21 protein-coding genes and 1 pseudogene are annotated in these 20586 nt (G+C 73.3%); 13 read left to right on the forward strand and 9 right to left on the reverse strand.

The window, feature by feature from the left end:
• Positions 1-3: 3 nt before the first annotated feature.
• A complete protein-coding gene (locus OG286_RS05005; protein WP_396323414.1) occupies positions 4-669 on the reverse strand; it encodes a hypothetical protein in 666 nt (221 codons plus the stop codon).
• A 406-nt stretch (positions 670-1075) separates the two neighbouring features.
• On the opposite strand from OG286_RS05005, the gene OG286_RS05010 reads away from it, so the two are divergent.
• Together OG286_RS05010 and infA are read left to right on the forward strand one after the other, a co-directional pair.
• Entirely contained in the window at positions 1076-1873 is a 798-nt protein-coding gene (locus tag OG286_RS05010) for a GNAT family N-acetyltransferase (RefSeq protein WP_396323413.1), read from the forward strand.
• A 41-nt stretch (positions 1874-1914) separates the two neighbouring features.
• Positions 1915-2139, forward strand: a complete 225-nt coding sequence (infA, locus tag OG286_RS05015; RefSeq protein WP_396323412.1) for a translation initiation factor IF-1 — start codon at positions 1915-1917, stop codon at positions 2137-2139.
• A gap of 257 nt (positions 2140-2396) precedes the next feature.
• Here the strand turns inward: infA and OG286_RS05020 are convergent, their stop codons facing one another.
• Together OG286_RS05020 and OG286_RS05025 are read right to left on the reverse strand one after the other, a co-directional pair.
• The gene (locus OG286_RS05020; protein ID WP_396323411.1) at positions 2397-3353 is read right to left on the reverse strand and encodes a helix-turn-helix transcriptional regulator; all 957 of its coding nucleotides are present in this window, start codon (positions 3351-3353) and stop codon (positions 2397-2399) included.
• Positions 3354-3482: 129 nt separating this feature from the next.
• Positions 3483-4672 (reverse strand): annotated as a pseudogene (locus OG286_RS05025) (IS110 family transposase).
• A gap of 211 nt (positions 4673-4883) precedes the next feature.
• Between OG286_RS05025 and OG286_RS05030 the strand changes: the two are divergent.
• Both OG286_RS05030 and OG286_RS05035 read left to right on the forward strand, forming a co-directional pair.
• Entirely contained in the window at positions 4884-5936 is a 1053-nt protein-coding gene (locus tag OG286_RS05030) for a zinc-binding dehydrogenase (RefSeq protein ID WP_405362960.1), read from the forward strand.
• Positions 5937-6020: 84 nt separating this feature from the next.
• Positions 6021-7118 carry a winged helix DNA-binding domain-containing protein gene (locus OG286_RS05035; RefSeq protein ID WP_396323409.1) on the forward strand — a complete coding sequence of 366 codons (1098 nt, stop codon included), beginning with the start codon at positions 6021-6023 and terminating at the stop codon, positions 7116-7118.
• Between the two features lie 71 nt (positions 7119-7189).
• Here OG286_RS05035 and OG286_RS05040 read toward each other — a convergent pair whose 3' ends face one another.
• On the reverse strand, positions 7190-7747 hold the full coding sequence (locus OG286_RS05040; RefSeq protein ID WP_396323408.1) for a TetR/AcrR family transcriptional regulator: 558 nt from the start codon (positions 7745-7747) through the stop codon (positions 7190-7192).
• A gap of 128 nt (positions 7748-7875) precedes the next feature.
• Between OG286_RS05040 and OG286_RS05045 the strand changes: the two genes are divergently transcribed.
• On the forward strand, positions 7876-8487 hold the full coding sequence (locus tag OG286_RS05045) for a DUF2867 domain-containing protein (RefSeq protein ID WP_396323407.1): 612 nt from the start codon (positions 7876-7878) through the stop codon (positions 8485-8487).
• Between the two features lie 57 nt (positions 8488-8544).
• On the opposite strand, the gene OG286_RS05050 is transcribed toward OG286_RS05045, so the two are convergent.
• Positions 8545-9210 (reverse strand): hypothetical protein, encoded by a 666-nt coding sequence (locus tag OG286_RS05050; protein ID WP_405364768.1) that lies wholly within the window; start codon positions 9208-9210, stop codon positions 8545-8547.
• On the reverse strand, positions 9207-10277 hold the full coding sequence (locus OG286_RS05055; RefSeq protein WP_396323405.1) for an alpha/beta hydrolase family protein: 1071 nt from the start codon (positions 10275-10277) through the stop codon (positions 9207-9209). Before OG286_RS05055 ends, OG286_RS05050 begins: the two co-directional genes overlap by 4 nt.
• Before the next feature lie 90 nt (positions 10278-10367).
• On the opposite strand from OG286_RS05055, the gene OG286_RS05060 reads away from it, so the two are divergent.
• On the forward strand, positions 10368-11294 hold the full coding sequence (locus OG286_RS05060; RefSeq protein WP_396323404.1) for a PaaX family transcriptional regulator C-terminal domain-containing protein: 927 nt from the start codon (positions 10368-10370) through the stop codon (positions 11292-11294).
• Positions 11295-11539: 245 nt separating this feature from the next.
• On the opposite strand, the gene OG286_RS05065 is transcribed toward OG286_RS05060, so the two are convergent.
• Entirely contained in the window at positions 11540-12658 is a 1119-nt protein-coding gene (locus tag OG286_RS05065; RefSeq protein ID WP_405362953.1) for a DUF3103 family protein, read from the reverse strand.
• A 323-nt stretch (positions 12659-12981) separates the two neighbouring features.
• On the opposite strand from OG286_RS05065, the gene OG286_RS05070 reads away from it, so the two are divergent.
• The 5 genes from OG286_RS05070 to OG286_RS05090 all read left to right on the forward strand — a co-directional run bounded on the left by OG286_RS05070 (position 12982) and on the right by OG286_RS05090 (position 17778).
• Positions 12982-13425, forward strand: coding sequence for an RrF2 family transcriptional regulator (locus tag OG286_RS05070; protein WP_396323402.1), 444 nt, complete (start codon positions 12982-12984; stop codon positions 13423-13425).
• A gap of 124 nt (positions 13426-13549) precedes the next feature.
• On the forward strand, positions 13550-14773 hold the full coding sequence (locus OG286_RS05075; RefSeq protein ID WP_396323401.1) for a globin domain-containing protein: 1224 nt from the start codon (positions 13550-13552) through the stop codon (positions 14771-14773).
• Positions 14774-14939: 166 nt separating this feature from the next.
• Positions 14940-15701: a (Fe-S)-binding protein gene (locus OG286_RS05080; RefSeq protein WP_396323400.1), complete on the forward strand. Its 762-nt coding sequence runs from the start codon at positions 14940-14942 to the stop codon at positions 15699-15701.
• Between the two features lie 20 nt (positions 15702-15721).
• On the forward strand, positions 15722-17113 hold the full coding sequence (locus OG286_RS05085) for a lactate utilization protein B (RefSeq protein WP_405366034.1): 1392 nt from the start codon (positions 15722-15724) through the stop codon (positions 17111-17113).
• A complete protein-coding gene (locus OG286_RS05090) occupies positions 17110-17778 on the forward strand; it encodes a lactate utilization protein C (RefSeq protein ID WP_396323399.1) in 669 nt (222 codons plus the stop codon). The genes OG286_RS05085 and OG286_RS05090 overlap by 4 nt, the downstream gene beginning before the upstream one ends.
• 6 nt (positions 17779-17784) lie before the next feature.
• On the opposite strand, the gene ddaH is transcribed toward OG286_RS05090, so the two are convergent.
• Complete coding sequence (ddaH, locus tag OG286_RS05095; protein ID WP_396323398.1) at positions 17785-18612, reverse strand: dimethylargininase; 828 nt, start codon at positions 18610-18612, stop codon at positions 17785-17787.
• A 317-nt stretch (positions 18613-18929) separates the two neighbouring features.
• On the opposite strand from ddaH, the gene OG286_RS05100 reads away from it, so the two are divergent.
• Positions 18930-19712, forward strand: a complete 783-nt coding sequence (locus OG286_RS05100; RefSeq protein ID WP_396323397.1) for an SGNH/GDSL hydrolase family protein — start codon at positions 18930-18932, stop codon at positions 19710-19712.
• Between the two features lie 7 nt (positions 19713-19719).
• Here the strand turns inward: OG286_RS05100 and OG286_RS05105 are convergent, their stop codons facing one another.
• Entirely contained in the window at positions 19720-20175 is a 456-nt protein-coding gene (locus OG286_RS05105; protein ID WP_405362949.1) for a DUF2809 domain-containing protein, read from the reverse strand.
• Positions 20176-20320: 145 nt separating this feature from the next.
• Between OG286_RS05105 and OG286_RS05110 the strand changes: the two genes are divergently transcribed.
• The gene (locus OG286_RS05110) at positions 20321-20578 is read left to right on the forward strand and encodes a LapA family protein (RefSeq protein ID WP_396323396.1); all 258 of its coding nucleotides are present in this window, start codon (positions 20321-20323) and stop codon (positions 20576-20578) included.
• Positions 20579-20586: the final 8 nt, after the last annotated feature.

Below are 20586 nucleotides of genomic sequence, written 5' to 3' on the forward strand. Positions count from 1 at the left end.
GACTCAGGCGTCCGGGTTGGTGCCCTGCTGGACCCGCTTGATCCGCTCCGCCTGGAGAGCGGTGAACTGCTGGAGCGTCTTGTGGTCGCGCTCGTCCTCGTCGAGCTCGATCAGGACCACGACGGTGCCGACCCGCATGACCATGGCCGAGGCGACGACCCCACTCGCGGAATCACTCGAATCGGCCGGCCGCTCGAAGCCCTGCGACTGCTCGGCGGCCGCCTTCAGATTGATCCGGCGCGCCTTGTCGTCGTCCTTCTCCAGCGACGTCACCATCGCCTCGAAGGCCGGGCCCGCGTTCTCCACGGCGTCGAAGGCCAGCAGGGTGAAGCGGATGTCGTTGTCGGTGTTGGAAGCCAACTCGTACCGGACGGTCCCGCCCTGCTGGAGACCGGAGCAGCTGATCGACAGCTTCTTCCGACAGGTGCTGGACGCCTCGGCCTGCGCGATGACCTGTGGCGGCTTCGCACCGGAGGCGAGCCGCCAGCCCGACGGGAGCGAGGCCGGGCTCGGCAGCGCGTCCTGCACCTGGTCCGGATGCGACAGCGCGACCCCGGCCCTGAACGCCGCTCCGCCGCCGTCGGAGCTGCACGCGCCCACCCCCAGGGCGAGCGCGGCGGCCGTCCCCGCCAGGGCGAGAGTGCGCCCGTGCCGCCTCAGCTTGTCCATCGTGGTGCCCCCGTTTCGTTCTTCACCTCGAAGATCAGCAGCGGACATCAAACCACATGATCAGCTGGTGGTTCTGACTGTCCATCCGTGCCCGACCGGGGCCTGATCGATGCTGAACGGCCTCCCGGCAACGGCTACCGCACCACCGCGCCGAGAGAGGGAACGCGGAGCGACCCCGGCCATCTGTGCGCCGCCCCCGGCGGCCTGCCGGAAGGGCGCCAAAAAGCGGTTGGGCGGGACGATCCCGGCTGGTAGCGTTCGGGCGACCGTGAAGCCGTCATCAGGAGGTGAGACCCGTGAACGCTGTGTCCCATGGGTGCTCCCCCTTTTCCTTCATGGTCGGGCGACTGACGTAGGTGTCGCCGGGAGCGCCTGAACACAAGGCTTTCCCGAAAGGCAGACACCTATGAATTCTGTGCATTTCACTGCGGGCACCGACGAGCCCCCGGCAGTGGTCACGCGGGTCGCGGAACAGCAGTGGCACGCTCTGGCCGACGACCGGGTGGTCGGCAGCGGTGACGTTTCACGCAGGCCCGACGGGCGGATCTTCCTGAGCATCGACTCGTGGCACGGCGCGGTCTTCGACCGACTTGCCGAGGCGATGCTCGCCGACCTGCCGAGGCCGCTGTACACGGTGGTCGACGAGGCCGACGGCGACGTGACGTCCGCCTGGGAGCGGGTCGGTTTCACGGTCCGACGCCGCGAGTGGGAGTACGTCGTGCCCACCGACCCGCAGATCACGGGGCTCGACGCGGTGCAACCGCCGCCGGGCGTGACGATCGTGCCCGTCGGCGAAGCGGAGGAGGGCCCTCTGCGCGCGTTGGACCGCGCCGTTCGCGAGGAGGTCGAGGCCACCGTCGGCTGGCAGGCGATGCCGGCCGAGGTGTTGCCCCGCCCGCACGGGACCACCGTGCCGGATCCGTCGACGTACGCGGTGGCAGCGCGGTCGGGCCAGTACGTCGGCCTGCTCAGGCTGGCGCCGGTGACCCGACGGCCACGGATCGGGCTGATCGCCGTCCGGGCCGACCAGCACCGCGTCGGCATCGCCCGGGCGTTGCTGGCCCACGTGCTGGGTTCGCTGCACCGCTCCGGGGTCGAAACGGCGTCGGCCGAGGTGAACGAGTCCAACGGGGCGGCGGCGGCGCTCTTCGAGGGCGTCGGCGCCCGGCGCGCGGGCAGCAACCTGGAGTTGGTGTGCCGCTGACGCCCCACCACATCACCATCGACCGAAGAACTGGGAGAACCATGGCAAGAACAGCAGGGGGCCTCGAAGTCGAAGGCACCGTCGTCGAGTGTCTGCGCAACGCCACCTTCAGGGTGGAGCTCCAGAACGGGCACAAGGTGCTCGCGCACATCAGCGGGAAGATCCGGAAGAACTACATCAAGATCCTCCCGTACGACCGGGTACTCGTGGAGCTCAGCTCGTACGACCTCACCCGTGGCCGGATCCTCTACCGCTACCGGACGTGACGGCGCGTGGGCGCCGGCCAAGGTGAGCCCGAAGGCCGCCATGGAATGTCCTCGGAGGCCTGTGAGCTGATGGTGCATCCGATGACCCGGGTGGCGGCGGGACACCGGTAGGACGGCCGTCTTCAACCAATGCTCACCCGGCCTACCCTCCGCAGGGCAGGCCCGGCCGAGATTCACCCGGGGCCGGCCGCCGGCCTCGCCGCGGGGCGCGGGCGGCGGCCGGGCCCTCGCGGGCGGCGGACCTCCGCCACCCGGCATCACGGGCGGGTGGCACGGGTGAAGCGGGCCGCCCACTCCCGGACGAAGTCGACGAACTCGGGAGGGCCCAGCACCTCGAACTCCGCACCCACATTGCCCAGTGCCTGAGTCGGCCAGTCCAGGGTCTGCGAGGTCATCCTCACCCGGCACCGCTGCTCGTCGACCTCCTGGACCGTCGCCCACGGGCCGACGCGCGCGCGAACAGCCGCTGCGGGGGCGTGCACAAGCGCTTCGACGGTGTGCGGAACGGCGACGCCGCCGCTGCCCGCACGGACGAAGGCCGCGGCGTCGTCGGCGGGCAGCTCGCGCGGGCGAAAGCGCTCTCCCGTCCCGCGCGGATCGTCGAGGCGGTCGAGGCGGAAGCTACGCCAGTCCTGCCGGGTCAGGTCGTAGGCGACCAGGTACCAGCGGTACCCGAGCGAGACCAGCCCGTGGGGCTCGACATGGCGGGCGCTGCGCTCGCCACCGCGGGCGGTGTAGGAGAAGCGAAGCCGCTCCTCGTCCCGGCATGCCTGCGCGATGGCGGTCAGCACTCCGGCCTCGACGGTCTCCCCACCGCCCTCGACCGAGGGTACGGTCACCACCCGCAGGGCGTCGACCCGTCGACGCAGTCGCGCCGGCATGACCTGCACGACCTTGGTGAACGCGCGGATCGAGGACTCCTCGATTCCGGTGACCGCGCCCTGGGCGGCCGCACGCAACCCGATGGCGAGCGCGACCGCCTCCTCGTCGTCGAGCACCAACGGCGGCAGGGCGGCGCCTGCCGTGAGCTGGTAGCCGCCGTCGACACCGCGACTGGCCTCGACCGGGTAGCCCAACTCACGCAGCCGGTCGACGTCGCGCCGCAGGGTACGCGCAGAGACCCCGAGCCTGTCGGCCAGCTCGCCGCCCGGCCAGTGCCGGTGGGTCTGGAGCAGGGACAGCAGCCGCAGAGTCCGTGAGCTTGTGTTCGCCATGCCCTCCAGGATGGCGGCAATTGAGGCCGGAAAGTGACCGCTATGGCTCCTAGCGTGGGTCTCACGAGAACGGGACGGGCCCGGGCCGGGCGCGCCGACCGATCGAAACGAGGAGTCTCAATGACTGAGTCAAGCCGCCTGCGCGACCGGGTCGGGAGTGAAGATCCGGTTGTCGCGCAGGAGGGCCCACAGGACGCTGACCCGGCGGCGGGCCAGGGCGATGATCGCTTGGACGTGCTTGCAGCCCTCGGCGCGCTTCTTGAGGTAGAAGTCCCGGTTGGGGCCGTCCTTGATGATGCTGGTCTGCGCGGACATGTAGAACACCCGTCGCAGGCGGCGGCTGTAGCGTTTGGGCCGGTGCAGGTTGCCGGTCCGGCGGCCGGAGTCGCGGGGGGCCGGCACGAGCCCGGCCGCCGAGGCGAGGTGGCCGGCGTCCGCGTAGGCCATCAGGTCGCCGGCTGCGACGACGAGCTCGGCACCGAGTATCGGCCCGATGCCGGGCATCGACTCGATGATCTCGGCCTGCGGGTGGGTGTGGAAGGTGTCGCGGATCTGCTTGTCGATCCGCTTCAACCGGTCGTCCAGGGCCAGGATCTGTGCGGCCAGGTCCGCGACGATCGCGGCGGCGACCTCTTCCCCGGGCAGGACGGTGTGCTGGGCGTCGGCGGCCTCCAGGGCGGTGGCGGCCACCGCATCGGCGCCGCGGACGCTGCGGTTGGCCAGCCAGGCCGTCAACCGGGCCCGGCCACGGCGGCGGGGGTCTGGTAGCCGGTCAGCAGAACCAGGGCGCCCTTGTGGGAGGAGTAGTCGAAGGCCCGCTCCAGGGCGGGGAAGATGCCGGTCAGCACGTCGCGGAGCCGGTTGATCATCCGCACGCGGTCGGCGATCAGGTCCGTGCGGTGGGCGGTCAGCAGAGCAAGGTCGGCCGCGAGCTGGGCGGGTACCTCGATCGCGGTGAAGTCCCGGCGCTGGCGGGCGGTTTCGGCGATGACGTAGGCGTCGCGGGCGTCGGTCTTCGCTTCGCCCCGGTAAGCGCCGGACATGCGGTTGACGGTCCGTCCGGGCACGTAGACGGCCTGCTGGCCGTGGGCCGCGAGCAGGGCCAGCAGCAGCGCGGAGGCTGTGCCGGAGATGTCCACCGCCCAGTGGACCTGATCGGCCAGCTCCAGGATCTCGCCGAGTGCGGTCAGGATCGCCGTCTCTTCGTTCTCGATCTTCTTCGACCACAGCGTCGCGCCGGCGTCATCGACCACCGCCGCCCAGTGGTGACCCTTGGCTGCGTCAACACCCGCCCAGGCATGGGCAATTCGCTCGCTCACTCGCCCCTCCTCGCACCCGCCGTCATCCCGTTGGCCCGAGGAACACCCCGCCGTCGTCTCCGTAAACAGCGACCGCACATGGCGCGCACATCTCAATCAGCAGCCAGGGCGCCCCGGAGAGCCGGACGGCCACTCCTCGGGAGCCATTGAAGGCAGAAACCCATAAGCCACATCCGGCCCTCCCGGGCCGACTAACACCTTACGGAGACCCATGACCGACAGCACGATGTCGACGACCCCCGCCACGATGACGACCCCCGCCACGATGGGGGAAGTGCGGCTGGCCAAGCACCTGAAGGGAGACCTCGGGACGGACACCTTCGAGCTGGTACGAGTACCCACGCCCGAGCCGGCCACGGGAGAGGTGCTGGTCCGCACGGACTACCTGGGTCTGTCGGTGGCGTACCTGGAGATGCTGCGGGCCGACTCCCGTCTGCCGATCCCGCCGTGGGAGGTCGGCCGGCGCATCGGCGGCGCCGCGGTGGGCACGGTCGTGCGGTCCACCAGTGCGGACCTGGCCGTCGGCGACCGGGTACGCACCATGGCCGGCTGGTGCGAGTACTCGGCCGGGTCCGCCGACCAGTACCCCAGGCTGGACCCCGACCTGTTCCCGAGCCCGGTGCACCACCTCAGCCAGGGGCCCACCGCCTACTACGGGATGTCCGAGATCGCCAAGGCCGGTGCCGGCGATGTCGTCTTCGTCTCCGGCGCCGCGGGCGGCGTCGGGTCGCTGGCCGGACAGATCGCCAGGTGCCGGGGCGCCGCGAAGGTGATCGGCAGCGCGGGCAGCCAGGCGAAGATCGACTACCTGGTTGACGAGCTCGGCTTCGACGCGGCGTTCGACTACCGCGACGGACCCGTCCTCGACCATCTGCGGGAGCTTGCGCCCGAGGGCATCACCGTGTTCTTCGACAACGTCGGCGGAAAGCAGTTCGATGCGGCCGTCGAGGCGGCGGCCCCGGGGGCCCGCTTCGCGCTGTGCGGCGCACTGGCCACGCAGATCGGCGACCACGAGGACCGGTTCCCCGAGCCGGACCTCACCGCGGCGGCCGCCAAGGGGATCGAGGTCCGGCCGTTCTCCACCCGTCACACCCCCGAGCAGATCGCGGCGTGGACCGAGCACTTCAGCACCTGGTTGAGCGAGGACCGCTTCGTGTTCCCCCACACGATCGTGGAAGGCGGCCTCTCGGCAGCTCCCCAGGCGCTCGTCTCCCTGCTGAAGGGAACCTACCGGGGCAACGTCTCCGTCAGGGTCGCCGGCTGAGGCACGAAGCGGGCCGCCCGTCACCCCCGGACGGGCGGCCCTCTCCCGGTGACGCCCCCACCATCCAAGGAGAACCGGCACCACATGACCGACGCCCTCGTACTGTCCACCCGCACCCTGAACCGGACACTGCTCCAGCGGCAGTTCCTGACCGCCCGAACCTCCCGCCCGGCGCTCGACGTCGTCGAACACCTGGTCGCCCTGCAGGGGCAGGAGCCCAACTGGCCCTACGTGGGGCTGTGGACCCGGCTGGCCGGCTTCCGCCATGACGACCTGACGGCACTGCTCCGCGACGGGCGCGTGGTGCGCTCCGCAGCCCTCCGCAGCACCCAGCACCTGACCAGCGGCAACGACTTCCGCTGGCTGCGGCCCGCCCTCCAGCCCGTCCTGGACCGCACCGCCCGGGCGCGGTACTTCGCCGCGCAGACCGCCGGGTTGAGCATCGCCGAGCTCACCGACGCCGGCCGGGAGCTGACGGCCGGCCACATCCTGCCCCGGCGGGAGCTCGCCCTGTCGCTCGCCGAGCGCTTCCCGGGCCGCGACGGCCGCGTGCTCGCGGGGGCGGTGGAGCTGCGGGTACCGATGGTGCACGCCCCGGTCACCGGCGCCTGGGGCGCCTGGGGCAACCGGCCCAACATCGCCATCACCCTCGCGGAGGACTGGATCGGCCGACCGATGGCAACGCCACGCGTCGAGACGGTGATCCGCCGCTACCTGGCGGCGTTCGGCCCGGCCGGCGTCAGGGACATCCAGACGTGGTCGGGGCTGACCCGCCTGCGGGAGACTCTCGACGGGCTGCGGTCACAGCTGCGCGTCTTCCACGACGAGCGGGGCACCGAGCTCTTCGACCTGCCCGACGCGTCGCTCGCCGACCCGGACCTGCCCGTCCCGGTGCGATTCCTGCCCGCCTTCGACAATCTGCTCCTCGGGCACGCGGACCGCACGCGAGTGATCAGCGAGGCAGACCGCAAGCTGGTGATGCCGGGTCAGGCCATGGTGCGGCCCACCTTCCTCGTTGACGGCTTCGTCCACGGCACATGGGCGGTGAAGGGCTCCGTCCTGCGCATCTCCCCCTTCCGGCCGCTGTCGCGCGCGGGCACACAGGCCGTGCTGGACGAGGCCGAGCGCCTTCTCGCCTTCGTCGCACCTGACGCGGCCAAGCGGGGGGTCACGTTCACCTGAGAACGGGGACGCCTCCGCCGCCGGTCACGGGAGCCCTGGCCACGGATCCCGGCGAGAGGGACCGCCCGGCCCTACCGCGGCGGGTCGAACACCAGGTCGGCCGCGCGGGCGAGCACGTCGGCGCGGGTGCGGCCCTCGTGGCCGGCGGCGAGGGAGTGGTGGCCGATCGCCACGCAGAAGGCGATCAGGCTGCGGGCCTCGACTTCGTCGGGATCGGGGCAGAAGGTGCCGATCGTCTCTCGCAACAGGGCCATGCGCCGGTTGTCCACCCGGCGCAGGCGCTCGGCGACGGCCTCGTCGCGCCGGGCCCAGTCGCGGACGGCGAGGTCGATGGGGAGCAGGCGGTCGCCGGAGAAGGTGAGCATGCCCGCGCGCCGCGCCCTGGTCTTCGGGTCGCCACCCTCGCGCTCGACGCGGTCGATCACCTCGTCGGTGGCCTCCCGTTCCCAGGTGTCCAGCATCGCCTCCAGCAGTGCGTCACGGTCGGCGAAGTACCCGTAGAAACCGCCCTTGGTGACGCCGAGCCGCTTCGCCAGCGCCTCGATCCTGACGGCGTCGGGTCCGCCGCCGGCCAGGGCCCGCAGGCCTTCCTCGACCCATCGGTCGCGCGGTGTGCGAGCAGTGCCCACGGTGTGTCCCACCTCACTCGTCGCCCTGATGTACGCAACCGTATATCAGGGTCTAGCCTCGCCTTGTACGCAAGCGTATAAAACGGGGGCGGCACGCGGCGCCCCGAGCGGGAAAGGCGGCAGCAGCCATGAAACTTCCTCTCACAGCCCACACCCGCCGGCCGTGGCGGAGCCACGAGTTCACCCAGGACTTCCGGACCGAGGACGTGTGGTCATTCCGCACCCCCGGAGCCGGGCCGGACGACTTTCCCGTGATGCTCGCCGCGATACGGGCCGGCGCCGGAAGCGCCGAGCAGAGCCCGCCGGCCCGGTTCCTGTTCGCGGTGCGGTGGAAGCTCGGCGCCCTGCTCGGCTGGGACAGGACCGACGCGGGGCTCGGGGCGCGAGTCCGGTCGCTGCGCGACCGCCTGCCGGACGACCTCCGCGAGAGCGCGGAAGGCTTCGCCTTCGAGGGAATGCCGCTCACCCCCGTGTACCGGCTCGCCGACGAGGCCGTCCTCGAACTGGCGAACAAGACCGTCCACGCCCTCATGCACCTGGGCTGGGTGCCGACCGGCGACGGCGGTCACGAGCTGCGGATGGCGGTCCTGGTCAAGCCCAACGGCCGGTCCGGCCGGCTCTACATGGCCCTCATCGCGCCCTTCCGCCACCTGGTCGTCTACCCGGCGCTGACCCGCCAGTGGGAAGGCGCCTGGCGGGACCGCGCTCTTCTGCTCGGGGGCACCGCCCCTCGGCAGTGAGCACCGGCCGGGGCGGCTCACCCTCTCCGACGCGGGGCCCGCACCAAAGCCGGACCGCTACCGCCGCCGGGCTGTGGAAGCACGCCGGTCAGCCCTCCACCGTGGACGCCGAGGCCGGCCCCACCGTGCCGCGGCCTCCTCGACCACCACGCCCGGGGAGTACTGCTCCAGGTCGCGGAAGAACCGCGCCGCGTCGATGACGGCCTCCGGCGGGTGGACGCCCGGGCGCCGGGCCGTACCGTCCAGCACCTGGGCGAGACCGAGGGCCAGCGGGACACCGGTGGCGAGGGCCATGTCGGCGAGCAGGCGCGGCGGATCCCCGGCGGGGCGGGCGAGGACCGTGAGCGGGCGGCCGTCGCGCCGGCCGGTGGCGACGGCGAAGAACGGCGGCAGGCTGGCCGGGCCGCGGAACCCCGCCGCCCGGACGCCCGCGGTCAGGGCGCGGCCGAGCGGGGGGCCGGTCAGCAGGGAAGCGGCGGACTCGTTGTCCAGCCGGCCGCGGTCGAGGTCACGACGGAGCCCGTCCAGGAAGGCGACGGTGCCCCGGGTGACCACCATCAGGCAGGCCGCGTTCCCGGTGGGGGCGAGGCTGCGGCTCAGGGTGACCGGCTCGGGGTCGCCGACGGTGTAGCCCGTCCCGGCGCGGCCGCCGGGCAGCGCGACGGCCGCACGGACGGCGGCGGCGCCCATGGCTCCGGCACCTCCCAGCGCGAGGATCCTCATCGGTGCCCCCCGGTCCCGGTCGGAGGAACGGCCGCGACGTAGCGCCGGAGGTCGTCGAGATAGCCGTCGACGTAGATCGACCGGGGTGCGGCGAGCATGGTGAGCAGGCCCCGGGTCTCGTCGTCCTCGACCTCGGGCCGCACCAGGTTGTGATTGGCGTCCACGTGCCGGACGACTGTCAACTGACCCGGCCCGGTGAGGAGTCGGCGGTAGCCGGCCTCGGTGTCGGCCACGTCGACGTTGCGGTCCCGGCCGCCGAGCACCAGCAGGACGGGCACCTTGCGGGCGGCCAGCGCGGTCAGGTCGGCGGTGGCGTCGGCGGTGCGGTTCTTGCCGATGAACCGCCACCGCGCGGGCGTCAGGTCGCCGAGGTCGGGGCCGAGCGCGGCCCGCGCCTGCTCGTAGGTCGCACCCTGGCGCAGTTGCTCGTCGACCCGCTCGCTGCGGGCGACTTCCGCATCGACGCGAGTCTGCGGGGCATGGTCGTGGGCGAGTTCGGCGAGCAGGTTGTAGCGGCCCTGCCGGAGCCAGTTGACGGCCGGGGAGACGGCGATCACGAACCGGACCCCGGGCACCCGGTTGGCCACCTTGGGCAGCACCCAGCCGGCCTGGCTGATGCCCCAGAGGCCGATCCGGCCGGGGTCGATCCCGGGCTGCGACCTGGCCCAGGCGATGGCGGCGGCGGCTTCGGCGGCCCGGTCGTCCATGCTCTGGTCGAGCCAGTCGCCGGGGGCGCCGCCGACACCGGGCTTGTTCCAGGAGAGCGAGGCATAGCCGGCCTTGGCGAGGGCCTCCCAGATCGGGCGGTAGAAGGTGTCGCGGGTGGCGTCGGCAGGCCCGTCGCCGTGGACGAAGACGATCAGGCCGAACGGCCCGTCACCGCCCTCGGGCCGGGCGAGCACGCCGTCCAGCGGCTGGGCGCCACCGGTGATGGTGACGCGTTGTTCGCGCAGGTCGTAGCTGTGCTGGTAGGCCACCCAGCCGCCCGCGGCGCCGGCCGCCAGGGCCAGTGCGAGCAGGGAGCCGAGCAGGCACCGGATCCGGGTGCGGGGTGTCCCTCGTGCCATCTCGCCACCATATCTATCGCAACTGAAACTATCGTTCTTCTCTCGATAGTTTCGAGCGTACTACACTCCCCGGAGGAAGGGAGCGGCACGATGACGGAGGAACTGCGGACCGAAGTCCCCACCAGGACGCTGGTGGAGGGGCTCGTCCGGGCGGACGGCACGGTGGACGCGGGCGAGCTGTACGAGGTGGCGGGCGCGCTCGGGATGTCCGACCAGCAGGTGCGGCTCTGCATCAAGCGGATGGCGGCGGACGGCCTGCTGGTCCAGGAGGGCCGCGGGCGGCGCGCCGTGCTGCGGGAGACGGCCGAGGCGCAGCGGGTGGCCGACCCCGAGGTCGACTTCGTCCGGCACATGTACGCCCAGGACGCCGGACTCGCCCCCTGGGACGGCAGCTGGCACCTCGCCGCCTTCGCCGTGCCCGAGCCCGCCCGTCAGGCCCGGGACGCACTGCGCGAGACGCTGGTCCGGCTGGGCGGAGCGGCCGTCCAGGGTGGTGTCTACGCCTGCGCCAACGCGTGGGAACCGTACGTCGAGGCGGAGGCCGACCGGCTCGGCGTCCGCGGCCGTCTCACCCTCCTGACCAGCACCGACCTGCGCATCGGCGGCGAGTCGGACCCGATCGCCCTGGCCCGCCGGCTCTGGCCGCTGGACGAACTCGCCGACGGGCACCGCCGGTTGGCGGCCGTCGCACGCGCTCGGCTGGCCCGGCTGACCGCCGCCACTTCCCCGGGGCTCCCGGGCCGGACCGAACGCCTCGCCATCACGGTCGAGTTGGCCGCCGAGTTCACCCGGGCGACGACCCTCGACCCGCTGCTGCCTCCGGAGCTGCTGCCCCGGCCCTGGCCCGGCGCCGAGGCCCGCGCGCTGACCGCCGACTGCTGGCGGCTGCTGCTCCACGCCGAACGGTCCGACCCCGCGCCCGGGCCCCGTCTGTTCCACCGCTACGACGAGGTGGTGCGCGAGATCACCGGGGCCGGGGGTGAGGCCGGGGGTGAGGCCGGACGCGGAGCCGGCTGATCCCGGGCCGCCCCGATGCGCGGGGGTGCACAACGACGGCGGCCCCGATGCCCGGCGGTGCACAACGGCGGCCGCCCCCGTGCCGTTGCGGGCACGGGGGCGGCCGCCGTACCCGCGCCGGGCCGGCCCTGCGTCCTGTGCCGGGTCGGCGGGGTGGTCCACACCGCGGGCCCGCAGACCGGCCGGGGCGTGGGATCAACCGGCCGGCAGGTCGACGCGTCAGCCGGTGGGCGGGACCAACCGGCTCAGAACTGCTCCACCCAGTACGGCGCGACGGTCATCCAGCCGTTGCCCGTGGCCCCGTTGAGCCGGCCGGAGCTGGTCCGGGCCAGGGTGTACCAGGACTCCACGTAGTCCGGGTCGTCGGTCCACCAGGAGGTGGGCAGCGCGGCGAGCACCGCGTTGACGAGCGGTATGTAGGCGCCCTGGTCGGCGATGGTGAGCAGGACGGCGGCGACGGCCTGGGCCAGGGCCAGGTAGTTGGTGTCGCCGTCGTCCTCCATCAGGACCACGTCGGCCAGGTTGTACTTGTAGTTCGACCAGTTCACCAGGATCTGGTTCGGGTTGTACACCGTGCCGTCGTAGCGCAGGTAGGGCATGGCGACCGAGTCCACCCGGACCTTGCCGTCCTGCCCGAACCCGGTGACCAGGCCGAACACCTCGGCCGCGCCCTTGAACCAGGGCTCCTGGTCGTCGGACACCTCGATGCTGTCGATCTTCGTGGCCCACCAGCCGCCCGCGGCCTGCGTACCCGCAAGGCCCTGCGCGGCGAACTCCCGGCTCAGCACCTCGGATCCGGCCGCCATCGCCTTCGCGGTGTCGATGTCGACCAGGTAGACCGGCTGCCCCGGCACCCGGGTGGCGTCGAGCGTGTGAACGTGGCCCGCGGTGTCGTAGGCGCGGACGGTGCGGGCGCGGTCGTCGGCCACGGCGGTGGCCACCAGCGGCGTGACGCCGGCGTCGAGGGCCGCCCGCATCGACGGATCGGCCAACTGGACGCGCAGCAGCGGGCCGAGACCGGCGTCGAGGCCCTTCGCCGTGGCGATCTTCTGGTCGGCGGCGGCCGCGGTCTCGGCGAGGGTGTGAGCGGCGGGCGTGCCGGAGGCGGCGGCGAGCGGGGCGAGTGCGGTGCCGGCGGACCCGGCCGCGGACTGCACCCGGGAGCGCCAGGCGGGGTCGGCGAGGGATCTGGCCAGGTCACGGGCGACCTGGTCCTCGATCGTGGCGACCCGGCCCGCGGATTGCGGGGCCGGGGCGGGAGCGGGGGCGGGCGCCGGAGCGGCCGCGGCCTGGCCGGCCGCCAGGGCGGCGAGCGACAGGGCCGCGACCGCCACGGTGACGCGGCGGAAACGGGAGAGCGCCATGCGGGTGTCCTCCTGAAGCGGAAGGTGCAGGGAACCATGCGGAACCATGCAGGGAAACCGGCCCCGCCTACGACGGAGCCATGTCAAGTAAAGTCAGCAAGTGACTCACCATCAAGAAGTGGTTCGGGAAACACTTTCCATCGCCGACGGGCCGGCGGGGTTCGGCCGCGGGCCGGACGGCCGCCGAACCGCCCGACAACCCGGCTGCCGCGCCACCTACCGGACCGCCTGCCGTGCCACCCGCCGAACCGCCTACCGGACCGCCCGCCGGGCCACGCCGGAAGAAATTGGATTCCTGGAGTCGTATTAGATAGCCTTCGGACGTGAGGCTGACCAAGAGCACCGACATCGCCCTCCGCATCGCCATGCGGCTGGCCGTCCTCGACGAGGACGCCAACCCGACCACCCGGGAGGTGGCCGAGGCGGTCGGAGTGCCGTACACGCACGCGGCGAAGGTGGTCACCCGGCTCCAGCACCTCGGCGTGGTGGAGGCCCGGCGCGGGCGCGGCGGTGGCCTGGTCCTCACCTTCGCCGGCCGGACCGGCTCGCTCGGGCTACTGCTGCGCGAGCTGGAGGGCGTCGGCGACGTGGTCGGCTGCGAGGACGAGCCGCCCTGTCCGCTGCGGGCCGCCTGCCGGCTGCGCGGAGCGCTGCGCACGGCGCAGGAGGCGTTCTTCGTCGCGCTCGATCCGCTCTCCATCGGCGATCTGGTCGCCTCTCCCACCGGACCGGTGCTGCTGAGCCTCTCCGGCAGACCCGCCGACTGATCCCCTCGCCGCCCGATACCCCCCTCGCCGAACCGGTACCCCTCGCCACACCGGCCCATCACCACTGCCCTGCCTTCCCGCGACCAAAAATACGACTCTCAGATACCACTTTGGAGCGAGCCCCATGCTGTCCGCCCAGTCCGCCGAGGTCATCGAAGCCACCCTGCCCGTCGTGGGCGGTGCGATCGGCGCGATCACGCCGCTCTTCTACGACAAGCTCTTCGCCGCCCACCCCGAGCTGCTGCGCGACCAGTTCAACCGGGGCAACCAGGCCAACCGCAGCCAGCAGCAGGCACTGGCCGGCTCGATAGCCGCCTTCGCTTCCGCCCTGATCGCCCACCCCGACCGGCGCCCTGACGCCATGCTCGCCCGGATCGCGCACAAGCACGTCTCGGTCGGCATCAGCGCCGACCAGTACCCGGTCGTCCACGAGCACCTGTTCGCCGCCATCGTCGAGGTGCTGGGCGAGGCCGTGACGCCCGAGGTCGCCGCCGCCTGGGACGAGGTCTACTGGCTGATGGCGAACGCCCTGATCGCCGTCGAGGACCGGCTGCGGACGGAGTCCGCCGCCGCCCAGGGCGGCGACCCGGCCGGGCTCTGGCGCCCGTACACCGTGGTCGCCCGCTACCAGGAGACCGACGACGTCACCACGTACCTGGTCCGCCCGGCCGACGGCGGCCCGGTGCCGCCCTCCCGGCCCGGCCAGTACGTCTCGGTCCGCGCCACGATGGCGGACGGCGCCCGGCAGATCCGCCAGTACAGCCTCTCCGGAAACCCGGACGGCGCCCTCCAGTTCACCGTCAAGCGGGCGGCGGCCCCGGCCGCCGGCGGACCGGTCGGCGAGGTCTCCAACCACCTGCACGACCACGTCCACGCCGGCGACGTCCTCGACCTCGCCCCGCCGCTCGGCGACCTCACGCTCGCCGATGGCGCCGGCGCCGACGGCCCGGTACTGCTCGCCTCGGCCGGAATCGGCAACACCCCGATGACGGCGATGCTCGCCCACTTCGCGGCCACCGGCTCCACCCGGACGGTGATCTCCGTCCACGGCGACCGCGACCAGCTCTCGCACGCCTTCCGCGCCGACCTCGACCGGCTCACCGCCAAGCTGCCCGGCGCCGCCGCCCACGTCTTCTACGAGCAGCCGCTCGGCGACTGGCCGCGGGAGCGCACCGGCCTGGTCGACCTCTCGACCGTCGCGGTCCCGGCCGGCACCACCGCGTACCTGTGCGGCCCGCTGCCCTTCCTGCGCTCGGTGCGCACCCAGCTGCTCGCGGCGGGCGTTCCGGCCGCGGCCATCCACTACGAGGTGTTCGGCCCCGACCTCTGGCTCGGCCGGGACGCCTGAACGGCCACGCCGCGCCGGGCCCGGAGCCCCACGCGGGCCCGGCGCGGCATCCTCCCGCCCGGCGCGGCACTCTCCCGCCCGCCAGGCCCGCTCGGTAGCATCGCTGCCGCACGATCACCGGCGAGCCGGCCGACGGCTCCCCCGACCACCGGCGCAGGGAGGGACGATGCGGGTCGCGCTCTTCGCCACCTGTGTGAACGACGCGCTGTATCCGTCGACGGCGGTCGCCACCGTCCGCCTGCTGGAGCGCCTCGGGGTGGACGTCGACTTCCCCGCCGGGCAGAGCTGCTGCGGGCAGCCGCAGTTCAACACCGGCTACCGGCGGGCCTGCGAGCCGCTGGTGCGCCGGACGGCCCGGGTGTTCGCCGGGTACGACCACGTGGTGACGCCGTCCGGGTCCTGCGTGGCGATGATCCGCGACAACTACCCGCGGATCGGGGCCAGGGCCGCCGCCGAGGGCCGAGGCACCCGACTGGCCGATGTCGCCGCGCAACTCGTTCCGCGGGTGTACGAGTTGACCGAGTTCCTGACCGACGTGCTGGGCGTCGAGGACGTCGGCGCTCACTTCCCGTACCGGGTGACCTACCACCCGTCCTGTCACGGGCTGCGGGTGCTGGGCCTCGGCGATCGGCCCCGGCGGCTGCTCCGGGCGGTCCGCGGGCTGGAGTTGGTGGAGCTGCCGGGCGCCGAGGAGTGCTGCGGCTTCGGCGGCACCTTCGCCCTGAAGAACCCGGCGGTCTCGGCGGCGATGGGCGAGGACAAGCTGCGCAGCGCCCTCGCCACCGGCGCCCGGGTGCTCTGCGGCGCCGACAACTCCTGCCTGCTGCACCTCGGCGGAATGCTGCACCGCCGGGGCGGCGCGTTGCGTCCGCTGCACCTCGCCGAGATCCTGGCGAGCACCGAGGCCGAACCCTGGAGGGCGAGTTGAGCGGTAGCACCTTTCTCGGCATGCCCGCCTTCCCGGAGGCCGCCGCCCGCGCCACCCGGGACGCGACGCTGCGCGCCAACCTGCGGCACGCCACCCACACCATCCGCGACAAGCGGGCCCGTGCGGTGGCCGAGCTCGCGGACTGGGCCGAGCTGCGCGCCGCCGGCAAGGCGATCAAGGACCACACGCTGCGCCATCTCGACTGCTACCTCGTCCGGTTGGAGGAGGCCGTGACGGCGGCGGGCGGCACCGTGCACTGGGCCGCCGACGCGGACGAGGCCAACGCGATCGTGACCCGGCTGGTCCGCGCGACCGGCGAGCGTGAAGTCGTCAAGGTCAAGTCGATGGCCACCCAGGAGATCGGGCTGAACGAGGCGCTCGCCGCCGCGGGCATCACGGCGTACGAGACCGATCTCGCCGAGCTGATCGTGCAGTTGGGTGACGACCGGCCCTCGCACATCCTCGTCCCGGCGATCCACCGCAACCGTGCCGAGATCCGGGAGATCTTCGCCGGGCGGATGGCCTCCTGGGGGCGCCCGGCACCCGAGGGGCTGACCGACACGCCCGCGGATCTCGCCGAGGCGGCCCGGCTGCACCTGCGCGAGAAGTTCCTCAGGGCCCGGGTGGCCGTCTCCGGAGCCAACTTCATGGTGGCCGAGACCGGCACGCTGGTGGTCGTGGAGTCCGAGGGCAACGGCCGGATGTGCCTGACCCTGCCGGACACCCTGATCTCGGTGGTCGGCATCGAGAAGGTGGTGCCGGCCTGGCGGGACCTGGAGGTGTTCCTGCAACTGCTGCCGCGCTCCTCCACCGCCGAGCGGATGAACCCGTACACCTCGCTCTGGACCGGCACCACCCCGGGCGACGGACCGTCGGACTACCTCGTCCTGCTCGACAACGGGCGGACTGCCGCCCTCGCCGACGAGGTCGGCCGCCAGGCGCTGCGCTGCATCCGCTGCTCGGCCTGCCTCAACGTCTGCCCGGTCTACGAGCGGGCCGGAGGGCACGCGTACGGCTCGGTGTACCCGGGGCCGATCGGCGCCATCCTCACGCCCCAACTGCGCGGCACCACCGGCAGGGTGGAGGCCTCGCTGCCGTTCGCCTCCTCGCTCTGCGGAGCCTGCTACGAGGTCTGCCCGGTGGCGATCGACATCCCCGAGGTCCTGGTCCACCTGCGCGAGCGGGTCGCCGGGCAGCGCGGCCACCCGCTGGAGCGGGCGGCCATGGCGGCGGCCGGATACGTGCTCGATCACCCGGGGCTGCTCCGTGCGGCCGAGCGGGCGGCGGCCCGGGCCAGGCGGTTCCTTCCGCGCCGGCTGCCCGGGCCGGGCCGGGCCTGGACCGACACCCGGGACCTCCCGGATCCACCCGCCGAACCCTTCCGCGACTGGTGGCGGAGGAACCGCCGATGACCACGCACCGCCCGCCCGGATCCCGTGAGCTGATCCTCGGCCGGATCCGCGCCGCGTTCCACGGCCGCACCGCTCACGACTCCGGCGAACAGCCGCTCCCCCGGGGCTACTCGGCGAGCCACGCACCGGCGGACGACCCGGCCGCCCTGCTCGACCTGCTGCACCACAACCTGGCCGACCACCGCGCCGAGGTCCACCGCTGCACGGCCGCCGGACTGCCCGCACTCGTCGCCGCGCTCCTCGCGGCGCGCGGCTCCCGAAGCGTCGCCGTCCCGGCCGGCCTGCCACCGGCCTGGCTCTGCGCCGCCACCACCGTCGAACAGCGAGCGGACGACGGCACCCTCACCGCCGACCGGCTGGACCGGACGGACAGCGTGCTGACCGGGTGCGCGCTGGCGATCGCGGAGGCCGGCACCCTGGTCCTGGACGCCGGCCCGGCCCAGGGCCGCCGCCTGCTCAGCCTCGTCCCCGAGCACCACCTCTGCGTCGTCCTGGCACCCGGGCAGGTGGTCGCCTCCGTCCCGCTCGCCCTCCCCCGGCTCGACCCCACCCGTCCGCAGACCTGGGTCTCCGGCCCCTCGGCCACCAGCGACATCGAACTCGACCGCGTCGAGGGCGTCCACGGCCCGCGCACCCTGGAGGTCCTGCTCGTCACGGAGCACTGACCGCGGTCAGACCGGCCGCAGCTCCAGCGTGCAGCACTTCGCCCCGCCACCACCCTTGAGCAGCTCGGAGACGTCCACCGGAACCGGCTCGTACCCGTGCTCGGCGAGCCGGCCGGCCAGCGCCTTGGCGGCCTCCGGCAGCAGGACGTGCCGGCCGTCCGAGACGGCGTTGAGGCCGAACACCTCGGCGTCGGCGCGGTCGGCGAGGATCGCGTCCGGGTAGAGGCTGCGCAGCAGTGCCTGGCTGTCCGGCGAGAAGGCCGCGGGGTAGTACATGACGTGGTCGTCGTCGAGGACGGCGAGCGCGGTGTCCAGGTGGTAGAAGCGCGGGTCGACCAGGGTGAGGCTGAGCACCTGGACGCCGAACAGCGCCCGGGCCTCGGCGTGCGCGGCCGCGTCGGTGCGGAACCCCGTCCCGGCGAGCACCCGGCGGCCGGCCACCAGGTGGTCGCCCTCCCCCTCGTTGACGTGGCCGGCCCGGTGGACCTCGCGGTACCCGTGGGCCCGGAACCACTCCTGGTACGCCTCCGACTCCCCCGCCCGCTCCGGGTGCCGGAAGGTGGCGACCAGCGCCCTGCCGTTCAGCACCGTCGCCCCGTTGGCGGTGTAGACCATGTCGGGCAGGCCGGGCAGCGGGTCGATCAGCTCGACGGTGTGGCCGAGCCGCCGGTACAGCGTGCGGAGGCGATCCCACTGGAGGAGGGCGAGCGCGGTGTCCGTCGGGCGCCCCGGGTCCATCCAGGGGTTGATCGCATAGTCGACGGTGAAGTGCGTCGGCCGGCACATCAGGTAGCGCCGTGGCCTGGCCGTGCGCTCCGGGGTTCGGTTCGGCATGCGGCAACCTCCGCCGTCCGGTTGTTCGGGGGGATCGGGACACGGGCGTACGGGCCGCGGTCGCACGCGAGCACGGCCCAGAGGGCGGCTGCCCCGCCCGCGCCGTCCGCACACACGCGCGGACGCCCCCGGCCGACGCACCACCCCGCGCACCCGGCGCGGCCTCCGGCGCACGACGGCACCCCGCGCGCCCCGCGGCCTCTCCCCCTCGCCCGCGCACCTCCCCCTCGCCCACTCCCCCACGTGGCCGATCTCACGTACCGCCACGGGCCACCTACGGTGGCGTAAGTCACTTCAGACAGTGAACTATCTCCTACATGCCGAACCTCCAGGAGACCCTTGACCTCAGTTCGTACGCCGCCCTCGGGGACAGCTTCACCGAGGGCCTGAACGACCCCGGCGCGGCCGGTGCATTCGCCGGCTGGGCGGACCGGCTGGCCGGGCTGCTCGCCGACGGACAGCCGCCGGGCGGATTCCGGTACGCCAACCTCGCGGTACGCGGCCGGCTGCTCGACCAGATCGCGGCCGAGCAGGTGCCGCAGGTCCGACGCATCCAGCCCGACCTCGTCACCTTCTGTGCCGGCGGCAACGACATCCTGCGCCCGGGCAGCGACCCGGACGAGGTGGCCGAGCGCTTCGAGGCGGCGATCACCCAACTCACCGACTCCGCCGGGACGGTGCTCATCTGCACCGGCTTCGACACCCGGGGCGTGCCACTGCTGAAGCACCTGCGCGGCAAGATCGCCACCTACAACGGCCACATGCGCGCCGTCGCCGACCGCAACGGCTGCAAGGTCGCCGACCTCTGGTCACTGCGCGCCGTGCAGGACCGCCGGGCCTGGAGCGACGACCGGCTCCACCTCTCCCCCGAGGGGCACCAGCGGGTCGCCCTGCTGGCCGCCCGCTCGCTGGGCCTGCGCACCGAGCAGGACCCGGAGGCGCCGTGGCCGGCCCTCCCCGTCCAGTCGGCCGCCGACCACCGCCGGGAGAACCTGCAGTGGGCGCGCGAGTACCTGCTGCCGTGGGTCGGCCGGCGGCTGCGCGGCGAGTCCTCCGGCGACCACGTCGAGGCCAAGCGCCCGGATCTCATGCCGCTCTGACGACACGTCAGCAGTCAGACGGCGCGGGCCCCCCGGGAGAACCGAAGGGGCCCGCGCCGGGCCGGCGGGCCGGCCGCCCGGCGCCCGCGTGCAGCACGGCGGCCAGTGCGGCGCCGACCAGGTACCAGAACAGGTCCGGCGGGTTGAAGGTGGAGCCGAGGACCAACCGGGCGAGCGTGCTCCGGCGGCCCAGCTCGTCGGGCACACCGGTGAGCTGGAACAGCTCCACCGCCCAGCTCAGCGCGGCGGCCAGGCCCGCGGCGGGCAGCGGGCGCAGCCGCGGCGCGGCCAGCAGCACCAGCGCGTACACCAGCACCGTGTACAGCGCGTCCCCCGCGTACTTGGCGAACTCCCCGCCGCCCACCGCCCGCACGCCCAGCCCGGCCACCACCGTAAGGACCGCGGCCGCCAGGGCCGCCGCCCGCACGGCCCGGCCGGCCCGCCTCCCCCGAAGATCTTCCATGCCGGCCAGCCTAGGGGTGCCCGACACCCACCCCGGCGATCACCCACGGCCCGGATCACGGGCACGCACGCAGTCCCGGGGGGCGAGAACCCCGCGCCCGCCCTTCGGACAGGCCCCGGCCCGCGGAACGCACCATACTGGGGAGATGGCGAAGAAAAATCCCCCGCCGCAGCGTCCGCCGACCGTCACGGTCAAGGGGCGCGACGTGCGGATGCGTACCATCGGGGTCGCCGTCCTCGCGGTGCTCGCCGTGTGGTTCATCGCGGCCAACACCGGATCGGTGTCCATCACCCTGTGGGTCGCCACCGTCACACTGCCGCTCTGGGCCGTCCTCACCGTGACGCTGGCGACGGGCCTGGTCATCGGCTACGTCGTCGGCCTCCGCCGCCGGGCCAAGGGCTGAGCACGGGC

It is taken from the genome of Kitasatospora sp. NBC_00039, from assembly GCF_045160625.1.
Classification (GTDB): Bacteria; Actinomycetota; Actinomycetes; order Streptomycetales; family Streptomycetaceae; genus Kitasatospora.